Source organism: Janthinobacterium sp. LM6 (assembly GCF_002002885.1).
Taxonomy (GTDB): domain Bacteria; phylum Pseudomonadota; class Gammaproteobacteria; order Burkholderiales; family Burkholderiaceae_D; genus Janthinobacterium; species Janthinobacterium kumbetense.
Window position 1 is genome coordinate 2,253,399 of the sequence record NZ_CP019510.1, and the last position, 25,935, is coordinate 2,279,333.

Annotated in this window: 20 protein-coding genes; 16 read left to right on the top strand and 4 right to left on the bottom strand. The window is 62.1% G+C overall.

What is annotated here, in order from left to right; translation table 11 throughout:
* Positions 1 to 2: 2 nt before the first annotated feature.
* The 3 genes from BZG29_RS10070 to BZG29_RS10080 are packed head-to-tail and all read right to left on the bottom strand — an operon-like array spanning position 3 to position 3,599.
* Entirely contained in the window at positions 3 to 1,733 is a 1,731-nt protein-coding gene (locus BZG29_RS10070) for a cobalt chelatase (RefSeq protein WP_077401858.1), read from the bottom strand.
* Complete coding sequence (locus tag BZG29_RS10075) at positions 1,730 to 2,704, bottom strand: AAA family ATPase (protein ID WP_077401861.1); 975 nt, start codon at positions 2,702 to 2,704, stop codon at positions 1,730 to 1,732. Before BZG29_RS10075 ends, BZG29_RS10070 begins: the two co-directional genes overlap by 4 nt.
* Before the next feature lie 40 nt (positions 2,705 to 2,744).
* Positions 2,745 to 3,599 carry an IclR family transcriptional regulator gene (locus BZG29_RS10080; RefSeq protein ID WP_077401863.1) on the bottom strand — a complete coding sequence of 285 codons (855 nt, stop codon included), beginning with the start codon at positions 3,597 to 3,599 and terminating at the stop codon, positions 2,745 to 2,747.
* Positions 3,600 to 3,815: 216 nt separating this feature from the next.
* On the opposite strand from BZG29_RS10080, the gene xsc reads away from it, so the two are divergent.
* The 11 genes from xsc (at position 3,816) to BZG29_RS10135 (ending at position 18,539) form a co-directional block, all read left to right on the top strand.
* The gene (xsc, locus tag BZG29_RS10085) at positions 3,816 to 5,624 is read left to right on the top strand and encodes a sulfoacetaldehyde acetyltransferase (RefSeq protein ID WP_077409044.1); all 1,809 of its coding nucleotides are present in this window, start codon (positions 3,816 to 3,818) and stop codon (positions 5,622 to 5,624) included.
* Between the two features lie 280 nt (positions 5,625 to 5,904).
* On the top strand, positions 5,905 to 6,312 hold the full coding sequence (locus BZG29_RS10090; protein ID WP_070290384.1) for a nuclear transport factor 2 family protein: 408 nt from the start codon (positions 5,905 to 5,907) through the stop codon (positions 6,310 to 6,312).
* 25 nt (positions 6,313 to 6,337) lie between these two features.
* Positions 6,338 to 7,777: an FAD-dependent oxidoreductase gene (locus BZG29_RS10095; protein WP_077409045.1), complete on the top strand. Its 1,440-nt coding sequence runs from the start codon at positions 6,338 to 6,340 to the stop codon at positions 7,775 to 7,777.
* A 160-nt stretch (positions 7,778 to 7,937) separates the two neighbouring features.
* Positions 7,938 to 8,951 (top strand): taurine ABC transporter substrate-binding protein, encoded by a 1,014-nt coding sequence (gene tauA, locus BZG29_RS10100; RefSeq protein ID WP_150131103.1) that lies wholly within the window; start codon positions 7,938 to 7,940, stop codon positions 8,949 to 8,951.
* Positions 8,952 to 9,022: 71 nt separating this feature from the next.
* Positions 9,023 to 9,838: a taurine ABC transporter ATP-binding protein gene (locus BZG29_RS10105; RefSeq protein WP_070219220.1), complete on the top strand. Its 816-nt coding sequence runs from the start codon at positions 9,023 to 9,025 to the stop codon at positions 9,836 to 9,838.
* A 79-nt stretch (positions 9,839 to 9,917) separates the two neighbouring features.
* On the top strand, positions 9,918 to 10,712 hold the full coding sequence (locus tag BZG29_RS10110) for an ABC transporter permease subunit (RefSeq protein ID WP_058049276.1): 795 nt from the start codon (positions 9,918 to 9,920) through the stop codon (positions 10,710 to 10,712).
* Positions 10,713 to 10,992: 280 nt separating this feature from the next.
* Positions 10,993 to 12,426: an amino acid permease gene (locus BZG29_RS10115; RefSeq protein WP_077401873.1), complete on the top strand. Its 1,434-nt coding sequence runs from the start codon at positions 10,993 to 10,995 to the stop codon at positions 12,424 to 12,426.
* Positions 12,419 to 13,642, top strand: a complete 1,224-nt coding sequence (locus tag BZG29_RS10120; RefSeq protein WP_077401876.1) for a molybdopterin-dependent oxidoreductase — start codon at positions 12,419 to 12,421, stop codon at positions 13,640 to 13,642. Before BZG29_RS10115 ends, BZG29_RS10120 begins: the two co-directional genes overlap by 8 nt.
* Positions 13,643 to 13,652: 10 nt before the next feature.
* Positions 13,653 to 14,267, top strand: a complete 615-nt coding sequence (locus tag BZG29_RS10125) for a c-type cytochrome (protein ID WP_253192846.1) — start codon at positions 13,653 to 13,655, stop codon at positions 14,265 to 14,267.
* Between the two features lie 299 nt (positions 14,268 to 14,566).
* Positions 14,567 to 16,024: a glycoside hydrolase family 19 protein gene (locus tag BZG29_RS10130; RefSeq protein WP_253192847.1), complete on the top strand. Its 1,458-nt coding sequence runs from the start codon at positions 14,567 to 14,569 to the stop codon at positions 16,022 to 16,024.
* A 112-nt stretch (positions 16,025 to 16,136) separates the two neighbouring features.
* Positions 16,137 to 18,539 (top strand): glycosyl hydrolase family 18 protein, encoded by a 2,403-nt coding sequence (locus tag BZG29_RS10135; protein WP_077401885.1) that lies wholly within the window; start codon positions 16,137 to 16,139, stop codon positions 18,537 to 18,539.
* Between the two features lie 72 nt (positions 18,540 to 18,611).
* Here BZG29_RS10135 and BZG29_RS10140 read toward each other — a convergent pair whose 3' ends face one another.
* A complete protein-coding gene (locus tag BZG29_RS10140) occupies positions 18,612 to 19,880 on the bottom strand; it encodes a carbohydrate porin (protein WP_077401889.1) in 1,269 nt (422 codons plus the stop codon).
* A gap of 310 nt (positions 19,881 to 20,190) precedes the next feature.
* Between BZG29_RS10140 and BZG29_RS10145 the strand changes: the two genes are divergently transcribed.
* The 5 genes from BZG29_RS10145 (at position 20,191) to BZG29_RS10165 (ending at position 25,929) form a co-directional block, all read left to right on the top strand.
* Positions 20,191 to 21,501: a sugar ABC transporter substrate-binding protein gene (locus BZG29_RS10145; protein ID WP_077401892.1), complete on the top strand. Its 1,311-nt coding sequence runs from the start codon at positions 20,191 to 20,193 to the stop codon at positions 21,499 to 21,501.
* Positions 21,502 to 21,696: 195 nt separating this feature from the next.
* Positions 21,697 to 22,557 (top strand): carbohydrate ABC transporter permease, encoded by an 861-nt coding sequence (locus BZG29_RS10150; protein WP_077401895.1) that lies wholly within the window; start codon positions 21,697 to 21,699, stop codon positions 22,555 to 22,557.
* 10 nt (positions 22,558 to 22,567) lie between these two features.
* Entirely contained in the window at positions 22,568 to 23,386 is an 819-nt protein-coding gene (locus tag BZG29_RS10155) for a carbohydrate ABC transporter permease (RefSeq protein ID WP_070219870.1), read from the top strand.
* 18 nt (positions 23,387 to 23,404) lie between these two features.
* Complete coding sequence (locus tag BZG29_RS10160) at positions 23,405 to 24,454, top strand: ABC transporter ATP-binding protein (protein ID WP_077409046.1); 1,050 nt, start codon at positions 23,405 to 23,407, stop codon at positions 24,452 to 24,454.
* Positions 24,454 to 25,929, top strand: coding sequence for a mannitol dehydrogenase family protein (locus BZG29_RS10165; protein ID WP_077401899.1), 1,476 nt, complete (start codon positions 24,454 to 24,456; stop codon positions 25,927 to 25,929). Before BZG29_RS10160 ends, BZG29_RS10165 begins: the two co-directional genes overlap by 1 nt.
* Positions 25,930 to 25,935 lie beyond the last annotated feature (6 nt).

Here is a 25,935-nt window from a genome sequence, read left to right on the forward strand (position 1 = left end):
CCCTATCGCCTCAAGCCACCCAGCAACTGCGCGATCTCGCTGAACAGTTCATTGTTCAGCGAGGCGGGCAGGGTGGTGGCCAGGCTGCGGCTGTAGTAGGCGCCCAGGTCCAGGCCCAGGCCCAGCCCGCAAATTTCCACGGCGCCCTGTGCTTCGCGGCGCGCCATCACTTGCTTTAAATGTTGCGCCAGATAAAATTCGTCGTTGGCCAGATTCGTGGCCGTATCCATCGGGCAACCATCTGACACGACGAGCAGGATGCGCCGCCGCTCGGGCCGCGCCAGCATGCGCGTACACGCCCAGTCCACGGCTTCGCCATCGACGCCTTCGCGGTACAGGTCCGCTTTCAGCAGGGCCGCGATGTCGGGCCGCGCGCGGCGCCAGCTCGTGCCGCCATCCTTGAAGACCATGTGCACGAGTTCGTTCAAGCGGCCCGGATGGGCGGGCGAGCGGGCGCGCATCCAGTCGCGTTTGACGCGGCCCCCGTTCCACGCGCCCGTCGTAAAGCCCAGCAACTCCGTGGCGATGCCGGCCTGGTCCAGCGCGCGCAGCAGAATGTCCAGCAGCACGGCCACGGATTCCGCATGCGTCTTCATGGAGCCGGAGCAATCGACGAGGAAGGTGACCAGGCAATCGGCTTGCGGCAGGAATTGTTCCTTGCGAAACAGCCTGCGTTCGGAAGGTGAGCTGATCAGCTGCGCCAGGCGGCGGCCGTCGATATAACCCTCTTCCTCGCCGAACGACCAGCCGTCGCGCTCGGGTACGGCCAGCAATTGCGTGAAGCGCCGCGCCAGGCGGGCCGTGTTGATGCCGAGGCTGGCGATGCACGCATCCATGCGTTCGCGGTATTCGAGCAGCAGGGCGCGGCGCACGAGCTCGCCTGCCTTGTCTTCGCGGTCATATGCCGTGGAGTACGCCTTGTAGGCGCCCTTGCCATCGCTGAAGGCGCGGCTCTCGCCCAGCGGCGCGGCGTCTGGAATATTGTCGTTATCGCTGTCGAAATCGAGCAGCAGCTTGAACGCCGCCTGCGCTTTCGCGTCGCCGGCCTCGTCCTGGCTGCCGTCGCGCGCCGCTTGCGCCTCTTGCAGCATGGCATCGACGGCGTGGGCGATGGCCAGCGCGTGGCGCGCAAAGGCGGCCTGATCGGCGCGGTGGCGGCGCAAGCCCGCCAGGTCGCCGCTCAGTTGCGAGGACACGTACCAGCGCGTGGCTTCAATAAAATCTTCCGTCTTTTCCAGCACGGGCCGGGCCGTCAGGCGCGACCAGCACATCTGGAACACTGTATACAAGAGCAAGCCCGACGCGCCTTCGGCCAGGCCGGAATCGTAAAACGCGTGCGACCAGGCCGTGAAACGGTGGCGCAGGTTATGCGCCACGCCCGCATGTTGATCTGGCGCAAGCGTTTCCACCCTGAGCTGTTCCAGCAGTTCGAAGACGAGGCGCGCCACGGGCTCCACCGGACACAATGACTTGTGCAGGGCCGCATCCGTGTGCAGCAAACGCAGGGCCACGCTGTCGGCCGCCCCGCGCAGCGACGGCAAATCCTGCAGCGCGGCATCGGGCTGCAGATGGGCCGCGTGGATGGGCAGGGGGCGGTGGCCGTCGTGCAGGCGCCGTCCGCGGTAGCGTATCGAGGGGGAGCCGCTGAGCGCGCGGATGGCGCCCGCGCACAGCTCATCCGTTTCCTGCTGTTCGCGCGTGTAGGCGGCGGGAGCAGTGACTTCGGCGCTCATGCCTGGCTCGCCAGCAATTCCTCATTGAAACAGCGCTGGTAGTACTCGGCCACCATGGGCCGCTCGGCCTCGTCGCATTTGTTGAGGAAGGACAGGCGGAAGGCGAGGGCCGGGTCGCGGAAGATCTGGCAATTCTCCGCCCAGGTAATCACCGTGCGCGGCGACATCAGGCACGCCAGGTCGCCTGCCGCATAACCGTGGCGCGTGAGGCTGGCCACGGCCACCATGCTGCTGGCCAGCCGGCGGCCCGCTTCGTCGTTCATGGCGGGGACCCTGGCCAGCACAATCTCGGCTTCTTCCGCCTGCGGCAAATAGTTCAGGGTGGCAACAATGTTCCAGCGGTCGATCTGCGCGTGATTGAGCACTTGGGTGCCGTGGTACATGCCGTTCAGGTTGCCCAGGCCCACCGTGTTCGACGTGGCGAACAAACGGAAGTGGGGGTGGGGCGTGATGACCCGGTTCTGGTCGAGCAGGGTGAACTTGCCGTCGCGCTCGAGGATGCGCTGGATGACGAACATCACGTCGGGGCGGCCCGCGTCGTATTCATCGAAGATCAGGGCCACGGGGCGTTGCAAGGACCAGGGCACGATGCCTTCCTGGAATTCCGTCACCTGCTGCTGTTCGCGCAGCACGATGGCGTCCTTGCCCACCAGGTCCAGGCGGCTGATGTGGCCGTCGAGGTTGACGCGCACGCAGGGCCAGTTCAGGCGCGCCGCCACTTGCTCGATGTGCGTGGACTTGCCCGTGCCGTGCAAGCCTTGCACCATTACGCGGCGGTTGTGCGTGAAGCCGGCGAGTATCGCCAGGGTGACGTCCTTGTTGAAGCGGTAGGCGGGATCGATGTCGGGCACGTGCGGGTCGCGTTCCGTGAAGACGGGCACGAGCAGGTCGCTGTCGATGTTGAACAGGCTGCGCACGGACTGCAAGGTTTGCGCTGCGGCGGCGGGGGGATGTTGGCGTGAATCTGGCACCTTGTTCTCCTGTGAAGCCGCAGCGGGGGTGCTACGGCAGTTATGTGTGAGTTGCGGAATTACCGGTTTGCAATGCGTCGTCGTCCCCGCCCGTCGTCGGCATGGTTTCCGATTCGATGGCGGCCAGGGCTTGCGCGGCGCGTTGCAATGCTGGCAAGAAATGTAAAGCCTTGTCGTGCGTCAAACGGATGATGGGCGCCTGGATCGCCACGGCCAGGTTCGAGCGGCCGTTCGGGTTTGGCACCAGCACGGCCACGCACAGCAGGCCGGGCAGGAATTCCTCGTCGTCCAGCGCGTAGCCGTTGCGGCGCACCAGTTCCAGTTCGCGCTCGAGCTTGGCGGGGTCCGTTTCCGTCTTGTCCGTAAAGCGCGTCAATTCCATGTGGCCCAGCAGGCGGCGCCGTTGCACGGGCGTCATTTGCGCCAGGAACAGCTTGCCGCTGGACGAGCAGTGGGCCGGCACCCGCGAACCGGGATGCAGGTAGAAGCGCAGCGGCGCCGCCGTTTCCACCCGGTCCAGGTACACCACTTCGCTGCCGCTGAAAGCCGTCAGGTTGCAGCTTTCGCCCACTTCCTCGACCAGCTGGCGCAAGACCATGCGGCGGGCGCCATGGAAAGTGTTGTTAATCAATAGGTTAGACGCCAGCCGGCGCAGGCGCACGCCCGTGCTGTAGTGGCGGCCATCGCTTTCGCGCTGCAGCACGCCCACGCTTTCCAGCTGTTGCAGCATGCGGTGCAGGGTGGGCTTCGGCAAGCCCGTTTCTTCCACCAGCGCTTGCAGCGACAGCAACTGGTCTTTTTCGGCAATCACTTCCAGCAAGGCAAACAAACGCATTGTGGGCGTGTCGCCTTCCAGTTTTTCCGGCTCAAGTTTTGGGGATGAAATCATGTCCATGGTGGCCTCGGTTGGGTATCTGAGTGTTACATCAGCTTATTTCATTTTCGAACTCAAATTGTACCGTTTCCTTGAAATTCTGTTTGACTTTTGATTGCCGAGCGCTTAAATTGAATTGTATATCAAATTTCGGAACAAAATATACCGATTTTTGATAAATTAATTGATAATTTACTGCACTTCATCACCACAGACCAGGAGACACCCATGAATGACATGACCGAGCAAAAAGCCGCCGCCGCAGCGGCCATCCCCACCGGCCCGCAAAAGATGACGCCTTCCGAAGCGTTCGTGGAAACCCTGGCCGCCAACGGCGTGACCGACATGTTCGGCATCATGGGCTCGGCCTTCATGGACCCGATGGATATCTTCGCCCCCGCCGGCATCCGTTTGATTCCCGTCGTGCACGAGCAGGGCGCCGGCCACATGGCCGACGGCTATGCCCGCGTCTCGGGCCGCCATGGCGTGGTCATCGGCCAGAACGGCCCCGGCATCAGCAATTGCGTCACGGCCATTGCCGCCGCCTACTGGGCGCATACCCCGGTCGTCATCATCACGCCGGAAACGGGCACGATGAGCATGGGCCTGGGCGGCTTCCAGGAAGCGAACCAGTTGCCGATGTTCGAGGAATTTACGAAATATCAAGGCCATGTGACGAATCCGGCCCGCATGGCGGAATTCACGGGCCGTTGTTTTGACCGCGCCATGTCGGAAATGGGGCCGACGCAATTGAACATCCCGCGCGACTATTTCTATGGCGAAATCAAGGCGGAAATCCCGAAACCGAACCGCCTGGACCGTGGCGCGGGCGGCGAACAAAGCCTCAACGATGCGGCCGAATTGCTGGCCAAGGCCAAGTTCCCCGTGATTATCTCGGGAGGCGGCGTCGTCATGGGCGAAGCGATTGACGAGTGCAAGGCCCTGGCCGAGCGCCTGGGCGCGCCGGTGGTGAACAGCTACCTGCATAACGACTCGTTCCCTGCCAGCCACCCGCTGTGGTGCGGCCCGCTCGGCTATCAAGGCTCGAAAGCGGCGATGAAACTGATCGCCCAGGCCGACGTCGTCGTGGCCCTCGGCTCGCGCCTGGGCCCGTTCGGCACCCTGCCGCAGCACGGCATGGATTACTGGCCGAAGAACGCGAAGATCATCCAGATCGACGCGGACAACAAGATGCTGGGGCTGGTGAAAAAGATTTCAGTCGGCATCTGCGGCGACGCCAAGGCGGCCGCCAAAGCCATCCTGTCCCGCCTGGACGGCAAGAAGCTCGATTGCGACGCCACGCGCGACGCACGCTATGCCACCGTGCAGGCCGAGAAGGCCGCGTGGGAAGAGGAGTTGACGAACTGGACCCATGAAAAAGATGCGTACAGCCTGGACATGATCGAAGAGCAAAAGAAAGAGCCGGGCAACTACCTGCACCCGCGCCAGGTGCTGCGCGAGCTGGAAAAAGCCATGCCGGAAGACGTGATGGTGTCGACCGACATCGGCAACATCAACTCGGTGGCGAACAGTTATTTGCGCTTCGAGAAGCCGCGCAGCTTCTTTGCGGCAATGAGCTTTGGCAACTGCGGCTACGCGTTTCCGACGATTATCGGCGCGAAAGTTGCCGCGCCGCACCGTCCGGCCGTGTCGTACGCGGGCGACGGCGCCTGGGGCATGAGCCTGATGGAAACGATGACTTGCGTGCGCCATAACATTCCCGTGACGGCCGTGGTGTTCCACAACCGCCAGTGGGGCGCGGAAAAGAAAAACCAGGTGGATTTCTACAACCGCCGCTTCGTCGCCGGCGAGCTCGACAACCAGAGCTTTGCCGAGATTGCGCGGGCCATGGGCGCCGAAGGCATCACGGTCGACAAGCTGGAAGACGTGGGTCCGGCCTTGAAAAAGGCGATCGACATGCAAATGAATGAAGGCAAGACGACCATCATCGAGATCATGTGCACGCGCGAGCTGGGCGACCCGTTCCGCCGCGATGCGCTGAGCAAACCGATCCGTCATCTGGATAAGTATAAAGACTACGTCTGATTGCTGAGCCAGCGGCAAAAAGCTGGGGTCAGACCCGCCGGGGGCATATGCCTCAGTGGGGCATATGCCGATCCCGAAGGGACTGACCCCGGAATTTGCGACTTTGGTGTTGTGACCAAATTCTCACAGATTGTCACGGAAACATCATAATTTCATTAAAGAATACAAGGCGTCCCGTTTTTTGGATTATTTGATTTGACAAGGCCATGCTTAAGGCTTAAATTCAATAAAAGACAAAAAACGGAACGTAGCGTATCAAAAACGATTTACGGAGACCACCATGAACCACCCTGTACCGCACACCGACGCCGTCACCATCGACTTCCTGCAAGCGTTCGGCGATGCCTGGAACCGCCACGATATCGAGGCCCTGATGGCCGCCATGGCCGACGACTGCGAATTCCACGCCGTCGCCGGCCCTGACTTGCTGGGCAAGAGTTTTGTCGGCCGCGACGCCGTGCGCGCCGGTTTCGAGCTGGCCTGGCAAACCTTTCCCGATGCCGCCTGGCTCAACCCGGAACATTTCGTCAGCGGCCAGCGCGGCGTGACGGAGTCGACCTTTGCCGGCACCAAGGCGGACGGCACGCGCATCGAAGCGCGCATGGTCGATATCTTCACCTTCCGCGACGGCAAGATTGCCGTGAAGAACGCCTTCCGTAAGGATCGCCCACCCGTCGTCAAAGCTTGAGCCAGTACGTTCACCGGGAATGATCATGAACAAACCTGTCGACACCCCATCTGACGTACTGGGCAACAGCACCGCCGCCCGCACGCCCTACGATCCCGCCTTCGATCCGCTGGTGGCCCAGCGCCCCGGCCACGGCAATGCCTACGCGCCCACCTACTGGATCGGCACGGCCGGCGAACCGCCCGCCGACGACGGCCCCATCACGCATGACATCGACGTCGACGTGGCCATCATCGGCTCGGGTTTTACCGGTCTCTCCTGCGCCATCTTTCTTGCCCAGGAACACGGCATCAAGGCCACCGTGCTGGAAGCGAACCGGGTCAGCTGGGGCTGCAGCACGCGCAACGGCGGCCAGGCGCAATGCACGACGGGCCGCCTGAAGCGCTCGCAGTGGATCGCCCGTTACGGCATGGACACGGCCCTGAAACTGCACGCGGAAGTGTGCGACGCGATGGAAACGTTCAAGAAGATTACGGCCGACATCGATTGCGACCCGCAGCCGGGCGGCCACCTGTATATCGCCCACAAGGCGAAAGCCATGCCCGCGCTGGAAAAAGAAGCCAAGGTCATGCGCGAGATCTTCAAGTACGACGCGCGCATCCTCGACGCCGACACCGTCAAGCGCGAATTCGTCGACGACAAGGAAGCGGCGGGCGCCCTGCACGAGCCGGAAGGCATCGGCATTCACGCGGGCAAGCTGGCCTTCGGCTACCTGCGCAAGGCGCGCGCGCTGGGCGCCAGGGTGCATCCGTCCAGCCCCGTGATGGGCTGGGAAACGCGCAATGGCGTGCATTATCTGCAAACGCCGGGCGGCGTGGTGCGTGCCCGTTCCGTGGCCGTGGCCACGGGCGGCTACACCTCGCCGCACCTGCATCCGCAAGTGAAGAACCGCTTGCTGCCGATTCTGTCGAACTCGCTCGTCACGCGCCCGTTGACCCCGGCGGAAATCGCGGCGTGCAACTTCCGCACCCACCAGGTGATCACGGATACGCGCATCCTGCGCCATTATTACCGTTTGATGCCGGACAACCGCGTGCAGATCGGCAGCCGCAGCGCCATCACGGGCGCCGACGCGCCGGACGACAAGTACAAACAGTTTTTGATCAATGACCTGCACCGCAAGTTCCCCGCGCTGACCGGTATTCCCATCGATTACTCGTGGTGGGGCTGGGTCGACGTCAGCCACGACATGATGCCGCGCATCGTGCAACCGGACCCCAAGCAATCGATTTTCTATTCGCTCGGTTACGGCGGCAACGGCGTCATGTATTCGGCGCAGGCGGGCCGGCGCATGGCCGAACGCATCGCCGGCAAGGCCAGCGACACGGGCTTGCCGATCTTCAATTCGAAATTGCCGTATCCCAACATGATGGAACTGGTCGAATCGCAAGCGTTTGCCCCATTCCGCCGCCTGGGCCAGCGCTTCCTGTACCGCTGGTATCACTTGAAGGATGAAGTTTTTTAAATAGTAATCGCAGTAGCCGTACTAAGCCGCCGCATGAGTTGACATAGAGCAACCAGCGGCGCCTCCCGCAAGGGATGAGATTGCCCGCACGTTCACACATAACAATAACTTGGAGTGAGACATGAACACATACACGAGCAAAAACACGGTATTTTCAACGATGCGCCGCGCCGTCCTCGGCACCCTGGTGCTGGGTGTCGTAGCCGCTTCCAGCGGCACGGCCTTCGCGCAAGGCAAGGAAGTGACGATTGCCTACCAGGAAATCAACGGTCCCTTCCTGGTGGCGATTGCCAGCGGCGAAGTGGAAAAGACCACCGGCTATAAAATCAACTGGCGCAAATTCGATTCGGGCGCCAAGGTGGCTACCGGCATGGCGTCCGGCGACGTGCAGATCGGCGTCATCGGTTCGAGCCCCCTGACGGCGGCCGTCAGCCGCGGCGTCGACCTGCAGCTGTTCTGGATCATCGACGACATCAACGAAGCCGAAGCGATGGTGGCCCGCAATGGCGCCGGCATCACCAAGCCCACGGACTTGCGCGGCAAGAAGATTGCCGTGCCATTCGTTTCCACCACGCACTTCCACACCATGTTTGCGCTGGAAACGTGGGGCATCAAGCCCACGGAAGTGAAATTGCTGAACATGCAGCCGAACCAGATCGCCGCCGCCTGGGAGCGGGGCGACATCGACGCGGCCTTCGTGTGGGACCCGGCCTTGAGCAAACTCAAGCAAAACGGCAAGGTGCTCGTCACTTCCGGAGAACTGAGCAAGAAGGGCAAGGCCACGTTTGACGGCATGGCCGTCGAACGCGCCTGGGGCGAGGCGAATGCGGACTTCATGGCCAAGTTCGTCAAGGTGATGGCCGCTGCCGACGCCGACTACCGCGCCAATCCGAAGGCGTGGACCATTGATTCGCCGCAAGTGAAAGCCAACGTCAAGCATTCGGGCGCGGCTGCCAAGGACGTGGCCGCTTCCGTGGCCCTGTACGCCTATCCATCCTTGCAGGAACAGGCGTCGCCGGCCTGGCTCGGTGGCGGCGCGAAGGGTGGCGTGGCGCAAGCCTTGCTGGCTACGGCGCAATTTTTGAAGGGCGAAGGCAAGATCGACACCCTGGCAAGCGACTACGCCAAATATGTGACACCCAGGTATGCACAGGCCGCCGGCCTGCTGAAGTAAACGTTGTGCGATGGCGCGCCTGTGGGCGCGTCGACTGAACAGAATGCGTTGAACAGAACTGTGGGGACACGATGGAAAATCTGTACGTCAAGGATGTCAGCGTGATTTATCCGGGCAAGACGGCCGGTGAACGCGTACATGCCTTAAATAATATCAATCTCACCATCAATAGCGGCGACTTTGTCGTCGCGCTGGGCGCCTCGGGCTGCGGCAAGACTACCTTGCTGAGCCTGATGGCAGGCTTTATCGCCCCGTCCAAGGGTGAAATCATGCTCGGGGACAATAAAGTGGAAGGGCCGGGTGCCGACCGTGGCGTCGTGTTCCAGAAACATGCCTTGCTGCCATGGCTGAACGTGATGGAAAACGTGGAATTCGGCCTCAAGCTGCAAGGCGTGCCGAAAGCCGTGCGGCGCGAACAGGCGGCGAAAAACCTGGCGCTCGTCGGCTTGAAGGACTTTCACGACAATATGATCTACCAGTTGTCGGGCGGCATGCAGCAAAGGGTGGGCATCGCCCGCGCCCTGACCAGCAATCCCGCCATGCTGCTGATGGATGAACCGATGGCGGCGCTCGACGCGCTGACGCGCGAAACCATCCAGGAATTGCTGCTCGATATCTGGGCCAAGTCCAGCACCATGTTCTTCTTCATTACCCACAGCGTCGACGAGGCGCTGTTCCTGGCGAACCGGCTGATCGTCATGTCGCCCCGTCCGGGCCGCATCACGCACACGTATGAACTCGATTTCAACAAGCGCTTCCTAGAATGCCGCGATGCGCGCGCCGTGAAATCGAGCCCGGACTTCATCAAGATGCGCGAAACAGTGCTTAACATCATTTATGGCGACGAGCGCGCAGTCAACAAAGAGCTGGAGGTGTCCCATGCATAGCCCATCCGCCGTGGGATTTCCTCCCACCAACGCCAAGCGCGCCGGCTTCTTTGGCCGCCTGTTCGCTCCCCGTTGCGCCATGCCCGGCGAAGCGTTCGGCGCGCCGGGGCAGGGCAATTCCAGCCGCATCGCCACCGTCACCGTCATCGCCGTGCTCTTGCTGTGGTTTGGCGTGACGGCCAGCGGCATGGTAAAACCCTTGTTTTTACCTTCGCCGCAAGCCGTGTATGAAAAATTCATCATGGCGGCCACGACCGGCTTCGGCGGCGCCACCCTGTGGGAACACACGGTCGCCAGCCTGGTGCGCGTGTTCGGCGCCTTCGGCCTGGCTTGCCTGTTTGCCATTCCCGTCGGCGTGATGATGGGCGTCAACCGCGTGGCACGGGGCATCTTCGACCCCTTGATCGAGTTCTACCGTCCGCTGCCGCCCCTCGCGTACTTGCCACTGGTCATCATCTGGTTCGGCATCGGCGAATTCTCGAAGGTCTACCTGATCTTCCTGGCCATCTTCGCGCCGATGGCCATCGCGGCCCGCGCCGGCGTCAGCTCTGTTTCATTGGAGCAAATCCACGCGGCCTACTCGATGGGCGCTACCCGTTTCCAGGTCATCGTGCACGTGATTTTGCGCGCAGCGATTCCGGAAATCCTCACCGGCATGCGCATCGGCATCGGCGTGGGCTGGACCACCCTGGTGGCGGGCGAGATGGTGGCGGCCACGCGCGGCCTCGGCTACATGGTGCTCAGCGCTTCCGAGTTCCTGGCCAGCGACGTGGTGATCATGGGCATTATCGTGATCGGCTTCTTCGCTTTCCTGTTTGATTTGATGATGCGCTACCTCGAACGTACCCTCGTGCCATGGAAGGGCAAGGTGTAAGACGTTCCCGGGAGTGGCGCGCACGCCACAAGTGTTGCCGCCGCTCCCTTTTTTTAATCCGCAATAAGCCGTACTTACCCTCCAGCGCGCTTGCCCCTTGGGCGCCGCGCCGGGCCGCTGCATTTCCAGATTGACTTATGGAATGCGGCCAACCAGACTGATTCACACGATGTATCGATGCTGCTTGACGGTGTTGCCTAAATAAAACAAAGCCGCGCGGCAAGAGCAAGCCGCAGCAGGCAGGGCGCACCGAGCTTCAGAGATTTTCAGGAGACAAAACATGATTAGCGAATCGCATAACAGTACCGGCTTGCAGCACTCGCTCAAGCAACGCCACATGAGCATGATCGCCATCGGCGGCGTGATCGGCGCCGGCCTCTTTGTCGGCAGCGGCGTCATCGCCAAGGCCGCCGGCCCGGCCGCCATCCTTTCCTTCCTGCTCACGGGCGGCCTCGTCGTCCTGATCATGCGCATGCTGGGCGAGCTGGCCTCATCCCTGCCCGTGGTCGGCTCCTTTTACGAATATGCGCGCCTGGCCTTCGACGACAAGCCGAAAGTGTCGAAATTCCTCGGCTTCATGAGCGGCTGGATGTATTGGTATTTCTGGGTCGTCGTCGTGGCCCTGGAAGCCATCGCCGGTGCGAAATTGGTCAACTTCTGGCTGCCCGACGTGCCGTCGTGGTCGATCAGCCTGGTGCTGCTCGTGTCGATGACCATCCTGAACCTGTTCTCCGTGAAGGCGTTCGGCGAATTCGAGTTCTGGTTCGCTTCGATCAAGGTGGTCGCCATCATCGTCTTCCTGTTCGTCGGCGCCTTGTTCCTCACGGGCAGCTTGCCTAACAGCATCCCAAGCCTGGGCTTTTTGACCAGCAACGGCGGCTTCATGCCGCATGGCTGGGGCCCCGTACTGAGCGGCGCCGTCGCCGCCACGGCCTTTTATTCGGGCGCCGAAATCGTCACCATCGCCGCCGCCGAAACGTCGGATCCGGCCAAGGCCATCGCCCGCGCCACCAATTCCGTCATCACGCGCGTGCTGATGTTTTATGTGGGCTCCATGTTTGTCGTCGTCTGCATCGTGCCCTGGGATTCGCCGGCCATCGCCACGCCTTTCGTCAGCGCACTGACCGTCATGAACATCCCGTACGCGGCCCACATCATGAACGCCATCATTTTGACGGCCGTGCTGTCGGCCCTCAATTCCAGCCTGTACGCCTCGTCGCGCATGATCTTTGCGCTGACGCGCCGCGGCGATGCCCCCACGGGCCTGGTCAAGCTGAGCAAGAACGGCGTGCCGATCCGCGCCATTTTGTTCAGCACCTTGTTCGCCTACTTCGCCATTGCCGTCTCGTATGTGTCGGCCGACCTCGTGTTCCCCTTCATCGTCAACTCCTACGGCATTCTGATCCTGTTCGTGTACCTGCTCATTGCGATATCTCAATTGCGCCTGCGCCGCCGCCTGGAACGCGAATGCCCGGAACGCATCAAGGTGCGCATGTGGCTTTTCCCCTATCTTACGTATTTCACCATCATCGCCATGCTGGTGATCCTGGGGGCCATGAGCGTGTCGTCCGATACGGAGCAGCGCGTGTCGTTCTGGTTCGGCCTGTTGAGCGTGGTCATCCTGAGCGTCATGTACTACATCAAGAAGCTCGTCAACGACGACCGCAACGGCGGCGAAGCGGCCGACACCAAAGTGGAGCTCAAACATGTCTGACACGATCTTGTTGCCCGCCAGCCGGCGCCGCTTCCTGCGCACGACGGCCGCCCTGGGCGCCGCCGTGGCGGGGCCTGGGGCAGCCCTGGCTGCCTCTGTCACCTTGCCGTTTGAAAACGGCGAGCGCGAACTGGTGGCCTTTCCGCAAAAGCGCCCGCTGATCCTGCTGACCAGCCGCCCGCCCCAGCTGGAAACGCCGTTCGGCGTGTTCAACGAGGGGGCCATCACGCCCAACGACGCGTTCTTCGTGCGCTACCACTGGAGCGGCTTGCCCACCAGCATAGACGGCGGCAGCTACCGGCTGCGCATCGCCGGCCTCGTCAAGACGCCCTTGGAACTGTCGCTGGCGGAACTGAAACAGCTGGCCGAGCCCGTCGACGTGGTGGCCGTGACGCAATGTTCGGGCAACAGCCGCGGCTTCTTTGCTCCGCGTGCGAATGGCGGACAGCTGGGCAATGGCGCCATGGGCAATGCCCGCTGGACGGGCGTCCCCCTGAAAACCGTGCTGGAAAAGGCCGGCATCGCGGCCAATGCCGTGCAAGTGGCCTTCAATGGCCTGGAAACGCCGCCCGTGGGCGACGGCCCCGACTTCCAGAAAGCCTTGTCCGTCGAGCACATCATGGCCGGCGACGTGCTGCTGGCCTGGGCCATGAATGGCGAGGACATTCCTTTCCTGAACGGCTATCCGCTGCGCCTGATCGTACCCGGCTATTACGGCACCTACTGGGTCAAGCACTTGAGCGACATCACCGTGCTGGACAAACCGTTCGACGGCTTCTGGATGAGCACGGGCTACCGCATTCCCGACAATGGTTCCGGCTTCATCGAGCCGGGCACGCCCGTGGGCAAGACGACGCCGATCAGCCGCCTCAACGTGCGCTCCTTCATTACCAGCGTGCAAGATGGCGTGCAAGTGAAGGCGGGACGCGACCTGGCCCTGCGCGGCATCGCCTTCGATGGCGGCCAGGGCATCAGCGAGGTGACCGTGTCGGTGGACGGCGGCCAGACCTGGCAGGAAGCCAGGCTGGGCAAGGACCTGGGACGCTTTTCCTTCCGCGAGTGGACGATGGTCATGAAGGCGCCGCGCAAGGGAAAGCATGTGCTGATGGTGCGCGCCGTCAACCGCATCGGCCAGAGCCAGCCCATGAAAGCCCTGTGGAATCCCATGGGTTACATGCGCAATGTGGTGGAAACCACGCGCATCCAGGCAGTCTGAGGAGAACCATATGAAGATATTACTTGCCGCGCTGGCACTGTCGGCGGCGGGCGGCGCGTGCGCGCTGGACATTCACTTGCCGCCGGAAACGGCGACCTATAAACCCAGTGAGTTGCCTGGCTACCAGTTGGTGCAGCGCAATTGCATGACGTGCCATGCGGCCCAGTACGCATCGACCCAGCCGCCCGCCTCGCCGCGCGCCTACTGGGAAGCGACCGTCAAGAAGATGAAAAAGCCGTTCGGCGCCCAGTTTGACGATGCGGACATGCCGGCCATGGTCGATTACCTGGTGAAAACCTATGGAGCGGAGCGGGGCGCCGCAGCTGCGGGCGCGGCCATCGCCAAACCCGTGGCAGCCGCCGTCCCGGCCGCCGGCGGCAAGGATGTCAAAAGCTTGCTGGCGGCGAACGGCTGCATGGCTTGCCACGCCCTCGACCAGAAAGTGGTCGGCCCCGGCTTTGCGGAAGTGGCGGCCAGGTACAAGGGCAAGGACGGCATCGCCGCCGTGGCTGCCAACATTCGCAGTGGCGGCGCCGGCAAATGGGGCCCCGTGCCCATGCCGCCGTTCAGCCAGCTCAGTGCAGCCGATGCGGCGACCCTGGCGAAGTACGTGCTGAACAGATAAGTTCGTCCGAGACGCGCGGCAACCCTTAATACCACTTGCCGCCACCCGTCCTGCGCGGTATTGCCCGCTGCCATCATGCAGCGGGCTTTTTTTTACTTCCGCCATTCGCCATTGCATCGCTTGCCAGCGCAGCGATCGCCATCACTGGTATTGTAAAAAACACCGTTATATAAAACCACTTGACTACCAATTTTTAGCGTCGCATTCTCTGTGCAGAAAGCCGACGCTTCGCTGTGCTTTCTTTACGTACAACATAAAAAGCTACTTCGATAGTTTTCGTATAACGTTCAGGAGACATTGTGAAGACACGGCAAATTAGCCGGCTGGCCTCGCCTTTGATGGCTGGCCTGCTGGGCAGCGCGCTGCTCGCTTGCGGCGGCAATTCCACCACCGAACCCCCATCGACCCTGCTGGCCGCCACGGCCGCCAGCGACAGTTGCGCGGCCTGGAGCGCCGCTGCCGTCTACACGGCGGGCCAGTGCGCCGTCTACGACGGCAAGGTGTACCGGGCCAAATGGTGGGTGCAGGGCACGGCGCCGAACAACGACCAGTGGGGACCGTGGAGCCTCGATAGCACCACGCCAACCCCGACACCGACCCCGACGCCAACCCCGACACCGACCCCGACCCCGACGCCAACACCGACACCGACACCTACGCCCGGCATTCCCACCAAGGCCCAGGCCGAAGCGAACGAGGCGGCGCTGACGAACAACGATTTCTTCCGCAAGGTCAAGGCCTCGATCCGTACCCTGGGCAATGCGGCCGTCGAAGCCGTGCAGCCTGGCCTGGCCGGCAATCCGCTCAACGTCAAGCGCGTCGAGCGCCTGCTGCCGGCGGCGAAGTGGGATTACTATTTTGCCGCGCGCGACGCCAGCTACACGTATCAACGTTTCCTGCAAGCCGTGGCCAAGTTCCCCGCCGTGTGCGACGACTACAGCGACGGGCGCAATGCGGACGCCATCTGCCGCCACAGCCTGGCGACCATGTTTGCCCACTTCGGGCAGGAAACGGGCGACCACAACGCCAGCAGCCCGCTGCCGCAATGGCGCCAGGGCTTGAAATATTTGCGCGAGCTGGGCTGCGACGAAACGGGCGCCGGCTGCGGCTACAACATCGAGTGCGCCGATCCCGTCTTCAACAAGGTGTGGACCTGCGGCAAGAATGCCGACGGCAGCTTCAAGAAGTACTTTGGACGCGGCGCCAAGCAGCTGTCGTACAACTACAACTATGGGCCGTTTTCGCAAGCCATGCATGACGGCGATCAATCCGTGCTGCTGAAAAATCCGGACCTGGTGGCCTCGACGTGGCTGAACCTGGCGTCGGCCACGTTCTTCTTTGTCTATCCGCAACCGCCGAAACCGTCGATGCTGCACGTGCTCGACGGTACGTGGGTGCCGAACGCGGCCGATACGACGGCTGGCGCGGGCAATAACTTTGCCACCACCATCATGATCATCAATGCCGAATGCGGGCAGGGCACGGAAAAGCAGGCCGCGCAAAACCGTATCGATTACTACAAGCAATTTGCCGCCGACATGGGCTGGGATTATTCCGGCGAACAATTGTCTTGCGCCAACATGCAGCGCTTCACCCCGGCCAGTTCCGCTGCCTACAACATCTATTGGGAAAAGAACTGGAGCGCGGGTGGCGAGAACCAATGCCAGCTGGTCAGTTACCAAACCCCGTACAGCGCCTTGCTGGCCGGAAACTACGTGAAATGCGTGGAAGCCAACTGGAATGTGAAGTTGCAGTAGCAGTAAATGCAGGAATAGCCGGCCAGGGATAACAGTTGACAAGAGCCCCTTCAGGGGCCTGCAACAGCTCACAACGTACAACCTGTACAACCATAACGGAGACCAATACAACATGAAATCGAATGCATTATTGATGGCCCTGCTCAGCGGCGTGCTCGTCGCTTGCGGCGGCGGCCAGGAAGGCACGACCGCCACGCCCAACACCTTGCTGGCCGCCGCGGAAGCGTGCGCCGTCTGGGATGCCGCCACCGTCTACACGGGCGGCCAGTGCGTGCTGTACCAGGGCGTCACCTACAAGGCCAAGTGGTGGACGCAGGGCAATGTCCCCAGCGCCACCGACACCTGGGGCCCATGGGCCGTGACGGACACGCCGACACCGACGCCAACTCCGACGCCGACGCCGACCCCGACCCCGACCCCGACCCCGACCCCGACCCCGACCCCGACCCCGACCCCGACGCCGACGCCAACGCCAACGCCGACGCCAACGCCAACGCCAACGCCGACGCCAACGCCCACGCCCACGCCCACCCCCACCCCCACGGCATGCCGTCCGGACGGCTTGATCTCGGCCGTGCCGAATGTGCCTTATTGCAAGGTGTACGACGCAAATGGCCGCGAAGTGCTGGGCAATGGCTTGAACCGGCGCATCGTCGGCTATTTCGCCAGCTGGCGCACGGGCGCCGATGGCAGCCCGACTTACCTGGTGAACAATTTGCCGTGGGACAAGATCACCCACTTGAACTATGCGTTTGCCTCCGTCGATCCGGCGACCTCAAAAATCGCCATCGGCAGCGGCGCGGCCAATCCCGATACGGGCCTCACGTGGCCGAATGTGCCTGCCGCCGCCATGGACCCGTCCTTGCCGTACAAGGGCCATTTCAACTTGCTGGCGCAATACAAGAAGAAGTATCCGGGCGTCAAACTGATGATTTCCGTGGGCGGCTGGGCCGGCAGCGGCGGCTTCTATACGGCCACGACGAACGCGGACGGCAGCGTGAACACGGCCGGCATCAATACCCTGGCCGATTCCATGGTGGCCTTCGTGCGCCAGTACAACTTCTTCGATGGCGTCGATGTCGATTACGAACATCCGACCACCAACAATGAAGCGGGCAATCCGAACGACTTCGCCGTCTCGAAACCGCGCCTGGCGGGCCTGATGACGAGCTACAACGTGCTGCTGAAGGTGCTGCGCCAGAAGCTCGATGAAGCGGCCGTGCAGGACAATAAATACTATCTGCTGACCATCGCCGGCTCCGCCTCGGGCTGGGTCTTGCGGGGCGAGGAAAACATGTCGGGATTGAAATATCTCGATTACGCCAGCCTGATGTCGTATGACTTGCACGGCGCGTGGAACCAGTATGTGGGACCGAACGCGGCGCTGTTTGACGACGGCAACGATGGCGAATTGCGTGCCGGCAATGCCTACCAGTACCAGAACATCGGCTACCTGAACACGGACTGGGCCTATCGCTACTACCGGGGTGCCATGCAGGCGGGGCGCATCAATATCGGCGTGCCGTTCTACACGCGGGGCTGGAAGGATGTGACGGGCGGCACGAATGGCTTATGGGGCACGACGCCGTTGATCAGTTCCACGGTCACCTGCGCCGGCACCAAGACGTGCGGCACGGGCGCCACCGGCATCGACAACGTGTGGTACGACCTCGATTCGCAGGGCAAACCGACGCCGGGCGGCGGTAACCCCATCTGGCATGCGTTGAACTTGCAGAACGGTATCGTTCCAAGCTACCTCGACGCCTATAAAGTTACGGACAAGGCGCTGGTGGGCACGTATGTGCCGTATTACAGCAGCACCATGGTGGCGCCGTGGCTGTGGAATGCGACCAAGAAAGTGTTCATTTCCACGGAAACCACGCAGTCGATCGCGGCCAAGGCCCAGTACATCGTCAACAACAATATCGGCGGCGTAATGATCTGGGAAATGGCGGGCGACTATGCATGGGATGCCACGCGCAACGGCGGCAAGGGCGAGTATTTCATGGGCACCACCCTGACGGACGTGCTGTACCAGGCTTTCCGCACGGCTGGCGTGTATGGCAACAAGCGCGCCGAAATCGCCATGCCGGGCACGGCGGCCAATGTCAGCATCACCTTGGGCGGCTGGAAGCTGGGCGACAACAACTTCCCCATCAATCCGGTGATGACGGTGAAGAACAACACGGCATCGACCTTGCCGGGCGGCACCGTGGTGGAGTTTGACTATCCCGTCTCGGCGCCCTCGGACATGAGCGACCAGTCCGGCTTCGGCTTGACGGTGATCAATGCCGGCTACACGGGGCCGAACAATATCGGCGGCTTCACGAAGAACTACAACCGGGCCCGCTTTGCGATTCCCGCCTGGCAATCGCTGGCGCCGGGCGGCTCCGTGGCGCTGACCTTGAATTACCGCTTGCCGATCTCGGGACCGGCCAACTACACGGTCACCGTGGGCGGCACCAAGTATGCGTTGACGCAGGAGTATCCGGAATTGCCGGTGGCGCTGCCGTAAAGTTGTTGATGCCGTAAAGTAAAAAGGCGGAACCTCGGTTCCGCCCTTTTTAGTTTCTACCGCAGCCAGGTATTAGAACCAGGTTTCCACCTGGAAACCATACGAGGTGCCGCTGGTATTGTTGTTGTAGATCGGGCCGCCGTTGTTCGACGCATTGACCGAGGCGGTGGCCGCATCGTTCCATTTGCCGTAGGTCACGAAAGCGCGCAGTTCAGGACGCGACCACAGGCCAGGACCGGCCGAGATCGTCGGCGCGATGGTCAGCTTGGTCAGCCGCTTGGCCGGCAGGCCGCCCGCTTGCGTCACGCGGTCCGTGCCCAGTTCGCCCACCAGCTTGAAGTTGTCGGTGAATGCGTACACAGGGCGCACGCCGACCGAGGTCCAGGTCGAGGAACCGTTGGCGTTCGACTCGTCTTTTTGCCACAGGGCGACGAATTCCATGCCGAAGTTGGCCATCGGCTGGATCGCCATGTCATTGAAGATGCGCGTGCGTTTCACGTCCGAACCGAAATTGGTGTCGCCCGAAGCGCCGAACTGCGCGCCCTTGCCGGTGCCGGGACCGACGCCGTACTGCACGCCGAAGGTATTGCCGCCGCCAAACACTTTACCTTGACGGTGGAATGCCGACAGCTGCCAGCCATTATTGCGCTTGCCAGTGTCGACGTCATCCTTGCCTTCGCCGATGATGTAGGTCGCGGCCAGGTCCAGCGTGCCGTTTTCATTCACGGGAATCTCGCCAAAGATGAAGTTCTGGCGCACGGCCGATTTGGTGTTGACGCCGCCGTTCGGCAACGCGACCTTGACGTCGTTGTCCTTGAAGAAGGCATACGAGAATTTACCGGGGCCAGCGGGAATGCGGTCCAGGCCCGCGCCCGTGCCGTTCATGTTGATATATTGCAAGTCCAGCATGTGGATGTCAGGACGGTAGTAGAAGCGTTTACCGATCCAGGCCGTGCCGCCGTTCAGGAAATCGAGTCCCTGCGCTTCGACGTAGGCCTTGACGATGCCCAGCTTGTTGTCGCCGAAATCCGAGTTTGGCGCGTAAGCGTTGACCCAGATCGTGGCCAGGTAGTTCACGCCGCCGGACTTGGCGACGGACTTGGTGTAGCCGAATTCCGTGTAGGCGTCGCACTCATTGCCCAGACGGTATTTCATGGTGTTGCCGCCCAGGCCGAAGCAGCCTTGCGAGCCGCCGTCGCCCGACGTATTGCTGCCGGCGCCGGCGCGCAGGTAGCCGTGGAAGCCTTCGGAGTCGGATGGGTACATGGGGTCGGCCATGGCGGAAGCGCTGGCGATGGCGAGGAGCAGGGCAGGCAAGGTTTTCAATGCAGTGCGGTTCATGCGGTCTCCAGAAAAATGTAGGTGGTAGCGGTGGTGCCCCGGAAGGCTCTCACCGCACACGGTCTAATGCCGAAAACCAAGTCTAGCAGCGCTTTTTTAACCACCCTGATACAAAACGAACAAGTGACGATACTTTCTTTCAAAGTGTTGTTTTTATCCAATGTCGATACTCTTGCGCATAGTGGGCATGCAAAGGAGTATCGAATTGCGGTTTTGGAGTATCAGAAAGTATCAAAGTCTGGTGCTACATTGTGGTCGTGGTGCTAAGTACCTGAGCATTGCCAACGACAAAAAACACTGGAGACACACAATGAAACGTTCCGCCATTGCCGCGCTGTTCGCCGGCGCGCTCTGCCTCAGCTCGTCCGCCTCGGCCGCAACCGACCTCGTCATCGCCACCGTCAACAACGGCCACATGATCGAAATGCAAAAGCTCAGCAAGTTCTTCGAGCAAGCCAATCCCGACATCAAGCTCAAATGGGTGACCCTGGAAGAGGGGGTCTTGCGCCAGCGCATGACCACGGATATCGCCACCAAGGGCGGCCAGTTCGACGTGATGACCATCGGCCTGTATGAAACGCCCATCTGGGGCAAGAAAAACTGGCTGATCCCCATCAAGCCGGACGCCAAATACGATATCGACGACTTGCTGCCGGCCATCCGCGAAGGCCTCTCCGGCGACGGCAAGCTGTACGCGTCGCCGTTCTATGGCGAAAGCTCGATGATCATGTACCGCAGCGACCTGGTGAAAAAAGCCGGCGTGGCGATCGAAGACCGTCCTTCCTGGAACCAGTTGCGCGACGTGGCGGCCAAGCTGCACGATCCGGCCAACGGCGTGTACGGCATCTGCCTGCGCGGCAAGCCGGGCTGGGGCGACAACATGGCCCTGATCACCACCATGGCCAATTCCTATGGCGGCCAGTTGTTCGACATGAAATGGAAGCCGCAATTTACCAGCAAGCCGTGGAAAGACGCGGTCAACATGTATGTCGACCTGATGAAGAAATATGGCCCGCCGGGCGCTGCTGCCAACAGCTTCAATGAAAACCTGGCGCTGTTCAACCAGGGCAAGTGCGGCATCTGGATCGATGCGACGATCGCCGCTTCCTTCATCACCGACCCCAAGCAAAGCAAGGTGGCCGACAAGGTGGCGTTCGCCCAGTCGCCCGTGGGCGTGACGGAGCGGGGCGCCAACTGGCTGTGGATCTGGTCGCTGGCCATTCCATCGAGTTCCAAGCACCCGAACGAGGCGCAGCGCTTCATCAACTGGGCCACCTCGCCTGACTACGTGAAACTGGTTGCCAAGGAAACGAGCTGGGCCAACGTGCCGACCGGCACGCGCAAGTCGACGTATGCGAGCCCCGAGTTCCAGAAAGCGGCGAAATTTGCCGCCGCCGAAGGCAAGGCTCTGGCCACCACGCGCGCCGTGCAAAGCACCTTGCCGCCATCGCCGTACGTGGGCGTGCAATTTGCGTCGATTCCCGAATTCCAGGTGATCGGCGTGGCGGCCGGCCAGCAGATGGCGGCGGCGTTGCTGGGCAAGGTGACGGTGGACCAGGCGCTGGAATTGTCGCAGCAGACGGCGGAACGTGAGATGCGCAAGGGCGGCTATTACAAGTAAGAGGATAGCCTGCCAAACCTGCTGCGCGGTTTGTAGTATGCAAACAGGTGATGCTGTTGTAACCCGAAAGGCGAAAGCTGGGGTCGGACCCTCGGATCGGAATGCGTCCCATTGGGCCGCATTCCCCCTCAGGGGCCGACCCCGGTATCTTGGCCTTGCGGGTTTAAAAGATACCTCACGTCTCAAGAGAACCCTATGAAACGCATTATTCCCCGGACTTTGCTGACGCCGGCCGTGCTTGCCGTCTCCGTCATTTCCGTGATCCCCTTATTGATCACCCTGTATTACGCGTTCGTGCGTTATTCGATGCTCGATCCCAGCGGCCATCCTTTCCATGGCCTGGCCAATTTCCACTTTTTCTTTACGGATGCCTCGTTCCTGCCGGCCCTGCAGAACACGTTTACCCTGCTGTTTTCCGTCATGCTGATCACCGTGGTGCTGGGCACGGCACTGGGGCTGCTGATCAATGAAGCATTCCCTGGGCGCGCCGTCGTGCGCGTGCTCTTGATTTCGCCGTTTCTCGTCATGCCGGCCGTCAATGCCCTGATGTGGAAGAACATGCTGCTCAACCCGATCTACGGCCTGTTCGCGCAGATCAGCCTGTTCTTTGGCGCCACGCCCGTCGACTGGCTGTCGGCCCACCCCTTGTTTTCCATCATCATGATGGTTTCGTGGCAATGGCTGCCGTTTGCCTGCCTGATCTTCATGACGGCGCTGCAATCGATGGACCGGGAACAGCTGGAAGCGGCGCGCATGGATGGCGCCACGTATCTGCAGCAGTTGCGCTACCTCTACATTCCCCACCTGGGACGCGCCGTCTCGGTGGTGCTGATGATCGAAATGATCTTCTTGCTGTCGATCTTTGCGGAAATCTTTACCACCACGGGCGGCGGTCCCGGCTTCGACACGACCACCATCACCTTCATGATCTATCAGCAGGCACTGCTGTCGTATGACGTGGGAGCGGCCTCGGCCGGCGCCCTGTTCGCCGTGCTCATCGCCAACATCGCCGCCTTCTTCCTGATGCGCGTCATCGGCAAGAATCTGTCGAAATAAGGAGACCTTGATGCATAGCAAACTCAATCTGTATGGCCGCACGGCCGCCGCCTGGCTGTGCGCGCTGCTGCTGTTCTTTCCCATCTTCTGGCTGGGCCTGATGGCCTTCAAGACGGAAGGGCAAGCCATTTCCACGCCGCCGCTGCTGTTTTTCACGCCGACCCTGGACAGCTTCCGCGAAGTGCTGGCGCGCGACAATTACTTCGGCTACGCGTGGAACTCGCTGTTTACCAGCGTGGTGTCGACGGCCATCGGCCTGTTGATCGCCATCCCGGCCGCGTATTCCATGGCTTTCTTTCCCACGGGCGGCACCATCGGCTTGCTGAAATTCATGCTCAGCTCGCGCTACATGCCCGGCGTGGGCGCCCTGATGCCGATCTATATCTGCTACCAGTACTTCGGCCTGCTCGACACGCGCATCGGCCTGACCATCATGTTCATGCTGATGAACCTGCCCATCATGATCTGGCTGCTGTACACGAGCATGAAGGAGCTGCCGCGCGAAATCCTGGAAGCGTCGCGCATGGATGGCGCCACCGTGTGGGACGAATTCCGCCACGTCGTGCTGCCCCTGTCCGTGGGCGGCATCGCTTCCACGGCCCTCGTGTGCATGGTGTGGTCGTGGAATGAATCGTTCTGGTCGCTGAACCTGGGCGCGTCCAACGCGGGCACTCTGGCCTGGCTCATCGCCTCGTATTCGAGCCCGGAAGGCTTGTTCTGGGCCAAATTGTCGGCCGCTTCCCTGATGGCCATCGCGCCCATCATGGCGCTGGGCTGGTTCTGCCAAAAACAACTGGTCCAGGGTATGACCTTCGGCGCTGTTAAGTAAACACTATTGGATGACATCATGGCTTATCTTCAACTGAGCAATATTGAAAAATTCTTTGGCGAACACCGCGCCATCAAGGGCATCGACCTGGAGATCCGGCAGGGCGAGTTCGTCGTCTTCGTGGGTCCGTCAGGTTGCGGTAAATCAACCCTGCTGCGCCTGATCGCGGGCCTGGAACCGATCGACGGCGGCAAGCTGTCGCTCGACGGGCGCGACATCACGAATCTGCCGTCATCGAAGCGCGACCTGGCGATGGTGTTCCAGTCGTATGCGCTGTACCCGCACATGACAGTGTTCCAGAACATGTCGTTCGCGCTGAAGCTGGCCGGCGTCGATCCGGCCGTCATCCGCGAAAAGGTCGACAAGGCGGCCGCCATCCTCGACCTGGGGAAGTACCTGGAACGCACGCCCAAAGAATTGTCGGGCGGGCAGCGCCAGCGCGTGGCCATCGGCCGCGCCATCGTGCGCGACCCGAAAGTGTTCCTGTTCGACGAACCGCTGTCGAACCTCGATGCGGCCCTGCGCGTGCAGACGCGCATCGAGATCGCCAAGCTGCACCGCGAGCTGGGCGCCACCACCATCTACGTCACGCACGACCAGGTCGAGGCGATGACCCTGGCCGACCGCGTGGTGGTGCTGCGCGACGGGCAGATCGAGCAGCATGGCTCGCCACTGGAATTGTATGACCGCCCCGCCAACCGTTTTGTGGCGCAATTCATCGGCACGCCCAGCATGAACGTGGTGCCCGCCGATGCGGCGCCGCAGCTGCTGGCGCAGGCGGGCAGCGCGGCGCAGGCGGACGGTTTTGTCGGCATCCGCCCCGAACACGTGCACCTGGGCGCGGCGCAGCCGGGCAGCGTGCCCGTCACCGTCGACCTGGTGGAGTCCCTGGGCGTGGAAACCCTGACCTATGTGCGCCTGCCGAACAATGTGCAGCTGGTCTCGCGCGGCGCGGAGCGCAGCAGCCTGCAGCCGGGCCAGCAGACGCATTTGACGTTCGAGCCGGGCTTCGTCCACTATTTCGACCGCGCCGGCAAGACCTACGCGGCGGCGAAAGGAGCGCTGTAATGGACGCCATCGCATTGAAGCAATCGAACCTGGCCAAGCTGCCGGCGAACGTCGCCGTGCCCGCGTATGCGCGCGAGACGCTGGTGCCCGGCATCGTGCACATCGGCGTGGGCGGTTTTTTTCGCGCTCACCAGGCCGTGTACCTCGATGACTTGCTGGCCTTGCCCGGCAACGCAGAATGGGGATATTGCGGCGTGGGCTTGCTGGCGTCTGATGCGGCCATGCGCGACGCCATGCGGGCGCAGGACGGGCTGTACACGGTGGTCGAACGCAGCGCGGCCGGCGATGCCGCGCGCATCATCGGCTGCATCGGCGAATACCTGTATGCGCCCGACGAGCCGCAAGCCGTGCTGGATAAGCTGGCCGACCCCGGCACGCGCATCGTCGCGCTGACCATCACGGAAGGCGGCTATTACGTGAACCAGGGCACGGGCGAGTTTGACGCCGCTCATGCCGACATTGCGTACGAACTGGCGCACCCCGGGGCGCCGCGCTGCTCGTTCGGCTACCTGGCCGCGGCGCTGGCCCTGCGCCGCCAGCGGGGCCTGGCGCCGTTTACCATCATGTCCTGCGATAACCTGCAAAACAATGGCGACGTGACGCGCAAGATGCTGCTGGCCTTTGTCGCCCTGCGCGACGTGGATCTGGCGCGCTGGCTGGCCACGCATGGCAGCTTCCCCAACAGCATGGTCGACCGCATCACGCCGGCCACCACGGATGAACACCGGGCGCTCGTGCGCGAGACATTCGGCATCGTCGACGCCTGGCCCGTCGTGTGCGAGCCGTTCCGCCAGTGGGTCATCGAAGACGAATTCCCGCAGGGCCGGCCGGCCTGGGAACAGGTGGGCGCGCAGATGACGCACGACGTGCTGCCGTATGAAAAGATGAAGCTGCGCTTGCTCAATGCCAGCCACCAGGCCCTGTGCTACATTGGCATGCAGCTCGGTTACACGTTTGCGCATGAAGCGATGGGTGATCCTGGCATCCGCGCGCTCGTGCGCCGCATGATGGATGACGAGGTCACGCCCTTGCTGGACGAAGTGGAAGGCATACACCTGGACAGCTACAAAGACACCCTGATCGAGCGCTTCTCGAATCCGGCCGTGCGCGACCAGCTGGCGCGCATCGGCACGGAAGGTTCGGCGCGCATCCCGAAATTCGTGCTGCCGTCCGTGCGCGAAGCGCTGGCCCGGGGCGGCGCCATCAAGTTACTGGCGTTTACCGTGGCGTGCTGGTTCCGCTACCTGGAAGGCCACGACGAGCAGGGGCGCGAAATGCCTTTGAGCGATCCGTATGCGGCGCGCCTGCGCGCGCTGGCGCTGCAGGGCGGGGCGGACGCCGCGGCGCTGCTGTCCTTGCGCGAGTTGTTCGGCGACCTTTCCGACACACCCGCCTTCACGCAGGCGGTGGGGCAGTCGCTGGCCAGCCTGTATGGGCTGGGCGCGCGCGCGGCGCTGGAACAGATCGTCGCCTGACGGGGG